Annotated in this window: 8 protein-coding genes; 6 read left to right on the forward strand and 2 right to left on the reverse strand. The window is 31.4% G+C overall.

Annotated features, from left to right (window positions below; genetic code table 11):
* Positions 1 to 497: 497 nt before the first annotated feature.
* The gene (locus OXU93_RS02385; RefSeq protein ID WP_267384265.1) at positions 498 to 3,005 is read left to right on the forward strand and encodes a phospholipid carrier-dependent glycosyltransferase; all 2,508 of its coding nucleotides are present in this window, start codon (positions 498 to 500) and stop codon (positions 3,003 to 3,005) included.
* Positions 3,006 to 3,652: 647 nt separating this feature from the next.
* Here the strand turns inward: OXU93_RS02385 and OXU93_RS02390 are convergent.
* Both OXU93_RS02390 and glmM read right to left on the reverse strand, forming a co-directional pair.
* Positions 3,653 to 4,642: a glycosyltransferase gene (locus OXU93_RS02390; RefSeq protein ID WP_267384266.1), complete on the reverse strand. Its 990-nt coding sequence runs from the start codon at positions 4,640 to 4,642 to the stop codon at positions 3,653 to 3,655.
* A 1,114-nt stretch (positions 4,643 to 5,756) separates the two neighbouring features.
* Complete coding sequence (glmM, locus tag OXU93_RS02395) at positions 5,757 to 7,214, reverse strand: phosphoglucosamine mutase (protein WP_267384267.1); 1,458 nt, start codon at positions 7,212 to 7,214, stop codon at positions 5,757 to 5,759.
* Positions 7,215 to 9,937: 2,723 nt separating this feature from the next.
* Between glmM and OXU93_RS02400 the strand changes: the two genes are divergently transcribed.
* The 5 genes from OXU93_RS02400 (at position 9,938) to OXU93_RS02420 (ending at position 15,857) form a co-directional block, all read left to right on the forward strand.
* Complete coding sequence (locus OXU93_RS02400; protein WP_267384268.1) at positions 9,938 to 11,536, forward strand: 2-isopropylmalate synthase; 1,599 nt, start codon at positions 9,938 to 9,940, stop codon at positions 11,534 to 11,536.
* Positions 11,537 to 11,650: 114 nt separating this feature from the next.
* Positions 11,651 to 12,544 carry an S-methyl-5'-thioadenosine phosphorylase gene (locus OXU93_RS02405; RefSeq protein ID WP_267384269.1) on the forward strand — a complete coding sequence of 298 codons (894 nt, stop codon included), beginning with the start codon at positions 11,651 to 11,653 and terminating at the stop codon, positions 12,542 to 12,544.
* Positions 12,545 to 12,703: 159 nt separating this feature from the next.
* Positions 12,704 to 13,663 (forward strand): glutathione synthase, encoded by a 960-nt coding sequence (gshB, locus tag OXU93_RS02410; protein WP_267384270.1) that lies wholly within the window; start codon positions 12,704 to 12,706, stop codon positions 13,661 to 13,663.
* A gap of 683 nt (positions 13,664 to 14,346) precedes the next feature.
* Entirely contained in the window at positions 14,347 to 15,225 is an 879-nt protein-coding gene (locus tag OXU93_RS02415; protein WP_267384271.1) for a universal stress protein, read from the forward strand.
* Positions 15,226 to 15,290: 65 nt separating this feature from the next.
* Entirely contained in the window at positions 15,291 to 15,857 is a 567-nt protein-coding gene (locus OXU93_RS02420) for a DUF3611 family protein (protein WP_267384272.1), read from the forward strand.
* Positions 15,858 to 15,955: the final 98 nt, after the last annotated feature.

A 15,955-nucleotide genomic window follows, 5' to 3' on the forward strand; every position in this document is an offset into this window, starting at 1 on the left:
AACTTTTACCATTAAGGTACCTTAATTATATTAATTATTAGAAATATAGAAAAATATCGGATTTTAGTAAAAATACTATTGATTTGATATCCTATTTAGGATAAGTTTATTTATATATAATTTAATTTAATTTTAACTTTTTTATTCGACTAGGTTTATAAATAATTATTTTTCTTTATTCAGTCAAAGGATTTAAAAATCTTTAATATTTTTTATTTCCTTAAATATAAGACGAGTAGATCATAACTTAAATTAATCATTTTTAGTAAAATAGGTACTTTTTGTAATTGCTTAGTACGGTATTTTATTGATGGTCTAATCAATTACTTTCTGTTTAATTTTATTTCTAAAATAAGAGTTTTTAGAATGAATAAAATAAATAGAATAAATCAAAAATTACTATAAATACTATTAAAATTAATAACAAATTTTCATAACTAGCTATAATGGTGTAACACGCTGATGATGATATCATTGCTACAATTAGTCCTGTCAAGATGAATATAAAAAAAATATTATCAAATTCCACTCAAGTATGGATAATACTAGTAACGATTTGGTTTATCAGTAGTTTAAGTGATAATATCTGGTTAGTTTTAGATAATTCTATTCCTCCTTGGGATCAAAGTAATCATTTAACTAAGTCTGTTCAATATCTCCATGCATTAGAATATCCAAACTTTTTTAATAGTGAATGGTGGCGAAGTTTTTGGAGTATATCATCAAAATATCCTCCATTAACCTATATTGTTGCTGCTTTGTTTCAAAAAATTTTTGGGGTTGGTAATGATTCTGCATTAACCACCAATATACTTTACAATGGCGTCTTAATTTTAGCAATTTATGTATTAGGTAAAGTACTATTTAATCATCAAATAGGTTTATGGAGTGCGGGTTTATCAATGCTGTTTCCAAGATTATATCAAAGCCGCTTACAATTCTTAATTGATACTCCATTGATGACATTAACGGTTTTGTGTTTTTGTTGTTTAACTATTTGGAAACTCCAGAAAATCAATTATAAACAATGGTTATGGACAGTTATATTTGGAATCTGTTGGGGATTAGCACTATTGACAAAACAAAGTGTAATGTTTTTCTTACTTATCCCTTTATTATGGCTAGCAATAGGCTACATATTCAAACGCAAATGGCAGAGAATATTACAATTAACTATTAGTTTAATTATATCCAGTGTAATCTGGTTTCCTTGGTATCGCACTAATTGGATTTATTTATTCAGTACAATTAATAATTCTAATACAATTCCTGCCTCTTATGAGGGAGATCCCCCTCTTAATACCCTAGCAGCTTGGACTTATTATTGGCAAGATTTGCCTTCGGCAGTCACTTGGATATTACTAGTGATTCCTTTAGTTGGTTTGATACTAAATTGGTTGGGAATGTTTCCTGATAACAAACAAAAAATAGAGACAAGTAAACTAAGACAAGGAATTGTTTGGTTAGCTATTTATTTTATTGGTTCATATTTAATTTGCTCATCTATTTTTAATAAAGATACTCGATATATTATGTCTTATTTGCCAATTTTAGCAATATTTTTGGCTTACGGATTACTTCAATGGAGAGCAAAATGGGAACCTGTTAGGTGGATTACTTTAGGTCTTGCATTTTTAGTTATGTGTACAAATTTATTTCCTATTCCTGGGACAGATAAAATTAGCTTAATATTAAGTGGAGGAGGATTGTTTCATCCCTATTTAGATAAAAATATTACCAATTCTGAACTAATAAAAACTGTACAACTAACAAGTCCTTATCAGGTATCTAATTTAGGAGTTATTGTCAATACAGATTTTTTTAATCATAATACTATAAATTATTATGGACAAGTTGCTGATTTTCAAGTGTATGGACGAGAATTAGGAAATAAAGAAAAAGACATAGAACAAGACCAGAAATATTTTGATTGGTTTGTCACTAAAACAGGAGATAATGGATTTGCTAGAAAACCTCAATTATCTTTGGCTAAAAAATTAGAAGCTAACGTTAATTTTTCGACTATTAAAACTTGGTATCTGTCTGATAAAAATATTTTAACTTTATACCACCGTCAAGTCCCATCTGTGATTGTAAAAAAAATTTTAAATACAAATATAAATACATCTAAGAAAGTAAATTTAGAGGAAGTTAAAATTCCCCAAAGAATTCCTTCTGGGTTTCCTGTTCCTGTCACTTATGAATGGTCAGGATCTTGGAAAGAATTAAAATCAGGTTTAGTGTTGTTAAATTGGGAACCTATACAGAAAAAGAAACAAAGCAAAATATTAGATGAGTATTGGATACACGATCATGGAATTGGAGCAGGAATGTTGTATGGAAATTATCCAGAGGAACAAACTTTTAAAGTTATTGAAAATTTTGGTATGATGGTTCCTAAAAATTTACCTTCAGGGGATTATCGATTAACAGGAATATATCTCAATCGTAATACTAAAGAAACTTATCCTATCACTATTTCTAATGTTAATATTACTATCGATAATGATGCATCTCCCATGCCTTCATTCCCATTAGATTTAGTCACAAGGTTAAGACAACTTTCTTTAAATTTAGCTCAAGGGATAGAGGGACTTGACCCTATTTTTGAGCAAGTTGATCGGATTAACCAATATGATCCAATTCAGGATTATCTTAAACAAACCGAAGAATCATTAACTTATCGCTTAAATCATTATCCAGAAAAATATGAACTGGAATGGACTTATGGGTTAGTATTATCCCATGTTTTACAAGAAAATCCTAAAGGTGCGATTACTAACTTAAAAAAATCAATTAAACTTGATCCCAATAACCCCTATAATTATGCTTATCTGGCATTTGTTTATCTCTATAATTGGCAACCAAAAGCAGCAGAAATTCCTTTAAAATATGCTCTTCAACTTAAACCTAATTCTAAAGAATTTCAAATATTAGACGGAATTTCTGCTGTAATGCAGGGCAATCTTTTTAAAGGATGGCGTGTCCTATCACCCTTGCTTTAAAGGTTAACGTTAAATCGATTCATATAAATATAAATTGAGATATTTAGATATAATCAATATATTACATAGTTCTGCAGATTATACTGATGTCCTTCCTCAGGTTAATCATTAAATAATTATTATTCAATAATTGTAAAAACTTTTGATGATTAAAATATCACTAATAATATTTTTGGACAATCTGCAGTTTTAGGTTTAATAATTCTAGTTAAATATTTAAGAAGCTATTAATTAGAGTGGAGTGAATTATCTGATTAAATATTAACTTTTATATCATTATATGTTTTCTATAAATCGTTACTAAATATAGAAAAAGTTAATTCTATAGGATATTTTTATTTTTTATCTATTCTGTATTTATATACTGTTTATCATAAAAAAAATTAAAGTTTTAAACTAATAATATATCCTAGTTTTATATAAAAAAATAAAAATATTTGAATCAATACTTAAAGATCTATCTCAACTGAAGTCAATAATGGCAATCAAATTAAACTCCTACTTAAAACAATTAATTTATTAACAATGAGAATATAAATCATTTAGTCTGATAGCATAAAAAGCCATCATTGTAAAAAAACAATCTTAATATTTCTAATAATGTAAACGCGTGTTAATATAGTTAATTATTGTTAAATTAATTGATCCTATATTTTTAGTAACTTTTTATAAATTCTTTTTAGGAATAATTTAGTAAATTTAAATTTAGTTAACTTTTGAATGTCGTTAATATACTGAGACTTAAGGTCAAAAAATAAATTAATATCCTTTAAAATAAATTCTAAGCGCCGGATAATATTTCCTGCTCTATACTCAGATAATACCTGCTCTAACAACATCATATTATCGGAAGAATTAATAGTCTTTAAAATTCTTTGTACATCATAGGTTGTTGAATACCCTGCAATTTTATAACAATTAAATCCAGGATCTAAATAATCAGACAATCCACCATTAACACTTGAAAACACTTGGCATCCACAAGCTAAGGCTTCCATTGGCTGCAGTCCAAACCCTTCACTTATCCTTTGTTGTGCCCAATACTCTGCTGAATCGTAAAGATATACTTTTGCCCGATTAAACAATTTACCCAAATCTTCAATATAGGAATCAACAACATAAACTTGACAATGTTTCTTTAATTCAGGAACTAACTGTTTAATTAAATATTCCGAAGACTTTCTAGCCTGAATTAAAACATCAATATCTCTTTCAATATGTAAGTTAGTAAACTCACTAGAAATTTGATTAGGTAAATAATAAATCAAAGAACTGGGAGATTTTTGTCCCCAATACCCCATTGTATTACGACTAACAGTTATAATGGGGATATCTGGCGGTAATGTAAAGTTGTATCCTGCACTATGGGCATGATAAACAACATGACAATTTTTTAATTTGCTCACTAAATTAGGAATATCAAAACCCCAACTTATTATAAATATAGCATCTTCGATAAATTTTCTTTGTTTAAATATGTCATCAAGAAACAATGTTTCTGGTTCCCTTTGACGATAGGTAACTACTTGCGATTGGCAAATTTGTTGCGCTAGTTTAAAGATTTTTAACTCAGCCCATAATCCGCCACAAGCAAATTTACCCCCTGTACCTGGAACTAAAAAATATAGTTTTCTCATTTTAATTATTGATTATTGAAATTATTAACTAAAAATGAAATCGACAAGAAAAATATAAATAAGAATGCCAAATCAACTAGTCACACACTATTAAATTTGAATATAAGTTAAAATAAATAGTATAAATAAAGGCTTCCAGTCCTGTAGTCATCTCTCTTAATATAAAGCATTTTGCTCATAAATGTCAGACTATTTACCCTTTTTTTGAAAATATCTAAGAATGGAACAGTAAGTAACTGCCAGAATCAAGATCTTAAAATTATTAAAATCTTAGAAAATGTTAAGATAGTAGATAGTTATTATGTACAGTAATTTTATCCTAAGTGTTCTTTAAAGTTTTATACTTAATATTTTATTTTTAGGAAATGAAGATCTTATCTATAATTGTTTATCCAAAGTATTTAATAACTTATTTCATAAAAGTATAAATTATTTCTATCGAAAGGTAAAATTATCAAATTATAAATTTATTTATAATTTGATAATTTTAAACTAATTCCAAAATAAGGAAGTTTATTTTGAATCATGAAATAAATAAGAATTTACTAAAATAATTAGTTCGGCTTTATTATCTTATTACGGACTATAGAATAATTTATTTTTTAAAATTAGAATTTTATTTCGTAATAACTAGTGTGATTAAAATAAATTCGTCAAAAAGCTAGTAGACCAACAATAACTATAATCTAACAATTATCTATGCAATTATTTATATAAGTCTAGCTACTATAATATTGCAGTTATCAAGTTATAAATAGTTTATTTTTATATAAACAATAATCAAGCTTATCAATTTTTCCTAAATATTTACTATGTAATTAATAAACACAATCCAGTTTTAGTAAATATAATTTTTAGCAAGCAGGTTAAGCATCCGATTTTTATTTATCAGGATAAATTCTTACGGATTAAATCTTATAAAATTTTTGCTGTATATTCATAGCATTTAAAGTTAGTCATTAAAACGCTGCCAATGCAGATAAGCAAATATGAACTCCAAATGTATAAGAATATTTAAAATGTATACTACTCTTAAAGGCAGTAAATTTTGTCTTTAAGAGCTTAAGTCGCTGTACAAACTCTTAGGTTTTTAAATTTTGACATGATCGATTTATTAATCTGCTAAATACTGCTCAACAACTTTTACTAAATATTCAACCCACTCGTGAGCATCTTTATAATTTACTGACTCTACCATAACTCTAATTAAAGGTTCCGTACCAGAAGAACGAACTAAAACCCTACCAGCATTTCCCATACTTATTTTTGCTTGAGTGATAGCTTCCTGTAATGGAATACATTCTTGCCAAGAATGACGCCGACCACGATCTTCTATACGAACATTACGTAGAATTTGGGGATAAGTTTGGAAACTATTGTCTACTAGGGTGGCTAAAGATTTCTTAGACTTACGAACTAAAGCTGCCAAGTGAAGAGCAGTTTGTACCCCGTCTCCAGACACACCATAATGATGGCAAATAATGTGCCCTGATTGTTCACCCCCAAGCACCGCCCCAGTCTCCCACATTTTAGCTTGAACATAGCGATCACCCACGGCTGTCCGAATAAATTTACCCCCCAAGTTTTCCCAGGCTCTTTCAAAACCTAGGTTAGCCATCACCGTTCCTACCAAAAGATTATTAGGCAGTTTTCCTTGTTGAAGAAGATGTTTTCCCCATAGATATAGGATATAGTCGCCGTCAACTACTCTTCCCCGACTATCTACAGCCATTACCCGATCTGCATCTCCATCAAAAGCAAATCCCAAGTCAGCTTGATGTTCTTTAATTGCTAGTTTGAGTGAATCAAGATGGGTTGAGCCACAATTAACATTAATACAATCGCCATTAGGGCTATCATGTAAACATATAACCTGTGCTCCCAGTGACTTAAAAGCTTTAACAGCCACATTCACCGATGCCCCCCAAGCCAAATCTAAAACTATCCGCATTCCTTGCAAATCTAGACTTTGCTGGAGATTACCTTGTAAAAATCGACAATAATCATCTACTAAACTAGGCTGATAACTAACTTTTCCCCATTTTGTGGCGTTATTAAATGACAAGGATAGATTACTACGTAATCTTTCTTCAATCTGTTGCGCTAACGCTTGACTGAGTTTTGTCCCTTCATGATCAAAGAATTTAATTCCATTATCTTCGGGTGGATTATGGCTTGCAGAAATCATAATCCCACCCACTGCATTGCTGGTGCGTGTCAGATAAGAAACACAAGGAGTAGGACACAAACCTAATTTCCAGACTTCTAGCCCAGCAGAGGTCAACCCTGCAGCTATGGACATAGCTAACATATCGCTAGAGTTCCGCGAATCTTGTCCAATGATTACTGGACCCGAAGTTACTCGATTTGCTTTTAAGACTTGTCCCGCCTGAAACCCGAGTTGAAGAACAAAAGGTGCATTTAATAATTCACCTGCCTTACCACGAATACCATCAGTTCCAAATAGGGGGGTATTGGGGAGATGGACAGATTGTCCCAGAAAAGCTGTATCTATGGCGGTACTAACACGGTCCATACAACTGTTTCCATTACGAGATAGAGAGCTTACCATCTTATCTATTTCCTCACACAACACATTCACTTTTAAAGAAAAAACCTTATTTGTCAATAGGGAAGGATTAACTTTTTTTGATAAATGAATTTAATCATCACTATCTATCAAATGAACGTTAATGAGTGATTTAATGTTCCCAAAATAAGTCAAATGATCAAAAATCGTTACTTTTTGTTTCAATATCTATTCTATTGTATTTGCGAGTGTGTCCTAGAATCTTAAATTAAGAAGGAATTATTTTCTTTGAGCTTAAAGTAATATGGGCGTGTGCTTAATTTTAACTTAATAACTTTAATGATTCAAAATTTTATTCATTTCCAGCGTATTTCAAGCTAAAAATAAATAGAAACCGCTATGGATAAAAATAGAGTTGTCCAGCATAAAGAATAACTTATCACTTACGGATTTAATAGATTAACTAGTCATTTTCAATAGCCAGCCGTAATTATTCTGACTAAAACTTATAAGTAAATGGTACCAATTTTAAAATTTGCTATGACCATTTAATTCCTTATTTGAGTATCTAGCGCAGTAAAAATTTACTTGTCGGGTATGCAAGGTAATATTAGGAATACTCCCTAACATTACCTTGCATATTTTAAATATCCTAGGAACAATTTATTTTTTAGTAGCTGACCTTATTAATATCGAAACATTAGGATAAAAAATAGTTGCTCTTATTAGTACAAGTATTATTTAAATAGGTATAGAAATTATAAATAGTTTTTATACTAAAGTAAACAATATAATAGCTACTGCATCGTTTACTTGAAATGGATTAAACGTAAAATATGCTGTGAACAAAAAATAGATCGCTCCAAGTTTTTTAAAAAATTAGTAAAATTAGCCTTGCTTAATATTGTCTTAGATGAGACAGATTTTTATATGGAATTGGTAAGAGTTTTGTGATTAATTAATTATAACATAAAATAACTATTAAATTGTTAGTAGTTGTTAGTCTAAACATAACAATATATATCTATATATGTTAATTACTAGTATAGTATTTTAACCAAAAAATATAATACAGGCTATATATTTAACACAAACAATTTGACTACCTAAGGCAACTTTAGTATGATTTTTTTGATCTAATAAAATTACAAGAGAATATTTAATGTTAACTTATAATTATCTTTATTTTTGTCTAATTATTGGCTTAATTAATATGCTGGTAAATTTTTTAAAAAGTTATTTATGTATTGCTGTTGATGTCAACGAGAGTGTTATTAAGAATAGTTTACTGAAAACAAAAAATATCCGTAAATAGCTCATTTATAAAATTTTATCATCGGAACTACTTGACATATTAGAAACAGGGACATACTTTACTGGTTGGCTAGGATTTATGTCCAGCCATTATCAAGTAAGAATTACTAATAAACCCAGCTTAAGATTAATACTAAACGAGGGGATTTACCTCTATCATAAATGGATTTAGGACGATATTTAGGTACAATATAGATTAGAATTTATTTCTCTTCTATCTCTTAAATTAAAACATATTTTTATTTGCTAAAACTACATAATTTTTCCCGATTAAAGAATAAATTAAATCAAAAGACTTTGATTATAATAAATAATGTTATTTGAGCTTGCATTTTTTAAAGCTTTTTGTATAATCTTGTTTCTTCTTTATGCCGAAACTTACGATGTGCAATAAATTTATTACAATTCAAAAAATCAAAATGAGAGTTATAGGACTATAAGATTAACCTATCTTCTTAATACTTGAATAAAAAAGCAAACAATCTCTCTACTACCTATTGCCTAATTATTATAAAATTTAAATAACAAATTAGATCTTCATATTATTAGGTTGATTTATTATTGATGATTATTTTGCATTTAGTATCAAAAAATATTTTATATATTCGGCTTAAGTTTACTTTCTTATTTAAGTTATCTTGGGATTTTTAAAATTTAATCATTATTAATAATGATTAAATTTACTATATTGTATATGTATTCATTTTATTTTTATTTAACCTGATGATATGATTTTAGTTTGCTTAACAAAGGAGTAGGCAATAGCTTATCTATAATCAATATATCATTATTAGCAATATCTCAAATTAGATGATAAGAATATATTTTGTACAAAGCACTCTAATAATAGTATAAATAAAAAAGCTACTATAGAAATGAAAGGATATTTTTTAAATAAAAAATATAAATTCTAATGACATTTACACAAAAGATATTTGAAACTAAACTGCTTTTATAAAAGTAAAATAATTAACTATTTTCTCGTAAAAATAAATTATGTATATAACTAGTAATATGTTCTTTGACAATGATTAAATTTGCTTAAAATACTTACTCATAACAGCTATATAGAATAATTTAAACAGTATTTCAATTGACTGTCTCTTTAATGATTTTCGCGAAGTATAGATAATTTGCATAATGACAATAGAGATAATAACGACATAAGCATTAAACTGGAGTGTTAGAAGAAAGAGATTAGTTTATATCAGGGTAAACTATCAATACTTACAGCTAATATTATCAAATTTGTCTTATATTGGCATTATTTATATAGAAAAAACTATAAACCATAGATAGTTAATTATAGTAGATTAATAATTCCAAAAAACTGAAATATCAGAAGTCTTTGATCCAAGAAAATCTATGGCTTGCAATCAGAGAAAATTGCTATAATTCCAGAAGATAATTAAATTAAAAGTGTTTCTGAATAAGTTAGTGCGAGTTGGGATATGAGTAATCACTCTGATCGGATTATTATTTTTGACACAACTCTACGGGATGGGGAACAGTCCCCTGGCGCAAGTTTGACGGTTGAGGAGAAACTAACCATTGCTCGATCACTCGCACGACTTGGAGTTGACATAATTGAGGCAGGATTCCCTTATGCTAGTCCTGGAGACTTTAAAGCAGTTCAAAAAATTGCCCAAACTGTGGGAACCGAGACTGGACCCACCATCTGTGGGTTAGCTAGGGCTACTGAAAAAGACATTCGAGCAGCAGGAGAAGCCCTTAAACCAGCTGTAAAGGCTCGTATACATACCTTTCTGGCTACTTCAGATATTCATCTCGAATACAAACTAAAAAAAACTCGTCAAGAAGTTTTAGCTATTGTTCCTGAGATGGTAGCTTATGCTAAAACTTTTGTGAATGACATAGAATTCTCTCCCGAAGATGCCGGACGAAGTGACCCCGAATTTTTATATCAAGTTCTTGAAGCAGCGATCTCAGCCGGTGCAACGACTCTTAACATTCCTGATACTGTCGGTTATACGACTCCTAGTGAATTTGGAGCATTGATTGGAGCTATTAGAGAAAATGTTACCAATATTGATCAGGCTATTATCTCTGTACACGGACACAATGATCTAGGGTTAGCAGTGGCTAATTTTCTTGAAGCAGTTAAGAATGGGGCTAGACAGCTTGAATGTACCATTAATGGGATCGGAGAACGGGCGGGGAATGCCGCTCTAGAAGAATTGGTGATGGCTTTGCACGTACGTCGTCAATATTTCAATCCTTTCTTCGGCCGTTCTCCAGACTCTACTAAACCTCTGACCCAGATCAAGACAAAAGAAATTTACCGTACGTCTCGTCTCGTATCCCAACTGACTGGAATGATGGTGCAACCTAATAAGGCAATTGTGGGAACTAATGCTTTTGCTCATGAATCGGGAATTCACCAAGACGGGGTGCTCAAACACAAGTTAACCTATGAGATTATGGATGCAGAATCCATCGGTTTAACTCACAATCAAATCGTTCTGGGTAAGCTATCAGGGCGCAATGCTTTCCGTAGTTATTTGAAGGAACTAGGATTCGAATTATCGGATATGGAGATCAACAATGCTTTCTTACGTTTTAAAGAAGTAGCCGATAAAAAGAAAAAAATTACCGACTGGGACTTAGCAGCGATCATTAATGACGAAATTCGACAGTCTCCCAAATTGTTCCGTGTAGAATTAATCCAGGTGTCCTGTGGAGATAATGCTGTGCCTACAGCTACCGTCACTCTAAGTACTCCTGATGGTCAGAAATTAACTGATGCAGCTATTGGAACTGGCCCCGTAGATGCAGTTTATAAAGCTATTAACCGTTTGGTTAATGTTCCCAATGAGTTGATTGAATTTTCTGTAAAGTCTGTCACTGCCGGAATTGATGCAATAGGAGAGGTCACGATTCGCCTAAGTCATGAAGATCGCATATATTTAGGATATGCGGCCAACACTGATATTATCACTGCCTCGGCGCGGGCTTATATTAGTGCCTTAAATCATCTTTATAGTGCGACTCAGCAAAAGTTACAAGTGACACTTACGAATCATAATTAGGTTTTGTTTATAAGTATCAATTATCTTTACTTTTGAGAATTTGAAGTTTGTTGATCTCCTATACTTTTTTCATTTTGACGATATGATAACCTTGACTAAATTATAAAGTAAGTTATGATTCAAGCAAAAATTGGAGTCCTAGGTGGTAGTGGTTTATATAAAATAGATCATCTCCAAGATGTTCAAGAAGTCTATCTTGATACTCCCTTTGGTTCTCCTTCCGATGCTTACATTTTAGGAACTATCGAGGGAATTCCAGTAGCTTTTCTCGCCCGTCATGGACGAAATCATCATTTAATTCCCTCAGAATTACCTTTTCGTGCAAATATTTACGGGATGAAACAATTGGGGGTAGAATACCTGATATCAGCTTCTGCTGTAGGATCGCTCAAAGCTGAGATCAGTCCACGTGATTTGATTATTCCTGATCAATTTATTGATCGCACTCATAATCGAATTTCTACCTTTTTCGGGGAAGGAATGGTTTCTCATATAGATTTCAGCCAACCCGTTTGCAATCAATTAGCTGCTATTTTAGGGGATGCTGTAGAAAGTCTTAATTTACCTGACACTACCTTACACAAAGAAGGCACCTATATTTGCATAGAAGGGCCAAGTTTTTCTACTATTGCTGAGTCCAACTTATATCGCAGTTGGGGTGCGTCTGTAATTGGAATGACTAATTTAACTGAAGCAAAACTCTCTAGAGAAGCAGAAATTGCCTATGCTACTCTAGCATTAGTTACGGATTATGATTGCTGGCATCCGGATCATGATCATGTAACTGTTGAGATGATTATTGATAATTTAAACCACAATATTGTTAGTGCCCAAAAGATTATTTTAGAGACAGTAAGGAAGTTAAGTACAAATCCACCAGTATCCAAAGCCCATCATGCTCTGAAACATGCGTGTTTGACTCCCTGGGATGAAATTTCACTAAAGACTAGAGAAAAGTTAGCAGTATTAATCAAAAAATATTTACCAACGAATAATAAATTAATTTAGCCCCATAACTTTTCTTTTAAAGAAGAAACTAGTTGTCTTCTAATAATTTATTTTTTGAGGAGAGAGAGTTAGTCTGTATTTAATTAATCAATTGTTGAAAGCACTTTCCTAATAGATTGTGATATTTTTAATGCTACCTATTTTCTATTCTATGTACAAATGAAATTTGCCTTTGTTATCGATTACCTGTCTGAGTTAGATCCCGGTCACGATAGCACAGTAGCTATCATGGAAGCAGCTCAAACAGCTGGTCATGAGGTCTGGGTGACCCTAATGCATCAACTTAATGTTATTGAAGGAAAGGCTTGGGCTCTCTTATCTCGACTTCACTTAACTCCAGTTGAATTACGGGATCAGAAATGGGTAGCTGTTCCCAATTGGTATACAATCTCGGAGACAATTTTAAGGTGTCTAGAAGATATGAATGTAGTTTTTATGAGAAAAGACCCTCCAGTAACTGTTCAATATTTCTATGCCACTCATATTTTGGAGTTAATTAATCATAAAAAAACTTTAGTGATCAACTCGCCTCAAGGACTACGTGAAGCTAATGAAAAAATGTATACTCTGCAATTTTCTTCACTAATACCAGAAACTATTGTAAGCTTAGACAAAACAATTATTCGTAAATTTGTAGAAGAAAAAAAACTAGCAATTCTCAAACCTTTGGGAGGAAAGGCTGGAGAGGGGATTCTATTGTTAGATTGTAATGATCGCAATTTTAATTCTTTAATTGAAGTTAGTACTGTTTATGGGCAAAAAGCTGTGATGATACAGCGTTTCGTTCCTGAAGCAAGGGATGGGGATAAAAGAATTATTCTCCTTGATGGTCAACCCATTGGGGCAGTTAATAGAATCCCGACGGAGAAAGAATTTCGAGGAAATATGGCTGTTGGTGGAAGAGCTGAGAAAACAAAGCTCACTCCCAGAGAATTAGAAATATGTAAAGTTTTAAGTCCAAAATTACGGAAGAATGGTTTGTATTTTGTTGGAATTGATGTTATTGGCGGTTATCTTACAGAAGTTAATGTTACTAGTCCTACTGGCATAAGAGAAATTGATTATCTAGATAACACTAATTTAGGAAAAAAAATCATTAATTGGCTAGAAGTACAATAACTATTAATTATCGACTCTAAAATTTATGAATAAACTTTTAATTTCTACCTAGTTAGCTTATTTGCCTCTAGTGTCATTAAGTGGATATTAGGAATATATTTACTTTGGACTGATGAAAAAGTTACTAGATGCTATATATGGTAAATGATTAGCTAATTGATAAGTAATCATAATAGTTGTTGGTAACTGTACATTTTTTAGTACAACTTAGTAGATTAGACATTGTTCTAATCAAAATGTTTTTGATAAAAAATTTATTAAATATTTAAAGAATATAGTTTATTGATTATTTTTATTACTTGTTACTTTTCTCGAAAAATAGCGATTTTAGTGTTGACTAGCTTTTATTTATTATTAATATTTGCGGCTCTAATTATTTTAGCTAAAATTTATATTAAAAATATAAGGAGTTAAATGCAGTAAAAAGTTATTATAGAGATAATTTTTATATTATCATTTCTATAAGTTATTGCTCAAAGAATCTAAACCTTCTATCTTTAAATATTTTAAAAACAATTTACCTGGTTTTCTATAATGCGTTTACTCTCAGAAAAATATTCAGATTCTAGATTATCGTTCGCATGTTTGTTTTCTTAAACCTTAATGTTCATAATAGCAATAGAACCATTTATTCTTGCTATAGTAGTCTCGAGTGGTTTGCTTCAAAATGAAGACTTTTCCTTATGTTTCATAATTGTTTAATTTGCACTGACTTCACCGACGGTTTACACCGCCTAGTTGACTTTATCCCCTCTTTAGCTAATAGCGGTCTTAAACGTATCGTATTTTTACACAGTATCTCAGTTTGGCAGTCGGAAAAAGTTGTCCGGGTTGATGAAGACGAAATTATTGAAGCAAAAAAACTTCTTGCACCCTCCTTGGAAAAAACTCCCAACGGTGTAGAAGTTAAAGTTGAAGTCCTCTCCGGACAACCTAAAGATACAATTTTACGGTTAATTGACTTCTATGACATTGATATTGTACTTACAGGGATGTCGATTCGCAGTGCCATAGAAACCAAAATTTTTGGGAGTCATACTTTAGAATTAGTCAAATTAACCTCGACGCCCTTAATGATTTTGCGTCCTCAGTTAATCTCTACCTATACTTGTGAAGAATTAGCTTTACGTTGTCAACATATGTGGCGTTACTTGTTGATTCCTTATAATGGTGAACAATCTGGTAAGTATTTACTTGAAGAAGTTATAAATCACTTGGAAAACCACCCTAAAAATTCTTGTGAACAATGCTTACTACTATGGGTGATTGATGATGGAGGACGAACGAAAGAAATCACAAAATATCATTATAGAAAGGCACAGGAGGAACTAAATAACGCTAAAGCAAAATTGGAAGCACTGAATATAACTGTTAAAACCAAAGTTATCCAAGGAAACCCCTTAGGGGAAATCCTTGATACTGCCTTAAACTTCGACATTAGCGCGATCGCAATTGCGTCCAATTATCGCAACACCATCTTAGAATGGACAAACCCTAGTTTAGCTAACGAAGTTCTTCGCCGTAGTTGGTTTCCAGTATTGTTTTTCTCCCCGAAAAAATAAGATTTCTCCTCTGTCCTCTTCTTTCTTCGGAGTCTGCAGTACATTGTAAAAATGATAACAATTCAATGAACGATAACCGCAAAAATCCAGCAATCACCCGTCCTGTATCTGAAGCTATGTTAGAAGCTTCCTTAACTTTAAAATGGTGGGGATGGCGTAGCTTTTGGATACAAATTGTTCTCGGGATTATCTCTTTGTTAGCTCTTGGGACTGGTTCATTAGGGGAAGGAGAAAAAAACCCTGGCACAGGGTTTGGTATATTTTTTGCTGTTTGTGGCTTAGTCATTCTCGGAATTAGCATTTATTTTTCCCTTCGTTACACTAAAATTGCTGATCTCCTACAGAGTTCAGATCCAATCCGTCGTCCAAAGCGAATTGATACTATCCAAGTGATTCGGTGGGGATTGATTATTAACCTGATTGGGATGCTATTATCGTTAGTCGGGACTCAATCTGTTGTTGGTAATGTTTTATTGAAATCGGTAGGACAGACTGGGGCGGTAATGGGAGGAGCAGGATGTTTAGTAGTAGCAGCAGATATTTTTAGTATTCAAGCTAATTCAACGGCAGTTACTGCTCATTTTATCGGAATTGGGATCTCTTTATGGTTACTCAGTCGTATTACCAAATAGTACTTCAGGGAAGATAAAAGATTTTTCTTTATATCTAAACAAAGTTAATTACCGGTTTAATACCAACTAAATGGATAATCATTTCCCATGAAATATGG

The organism is Cyanobacterium sp. uoEpiScrs1 (assembly GCF_947331815.1).
Lineage (GTDB): Bacteria > Cyanobacteriota > Cyanobacteriia > Cyanobacteriales > Microcystaceae > Rippkaea.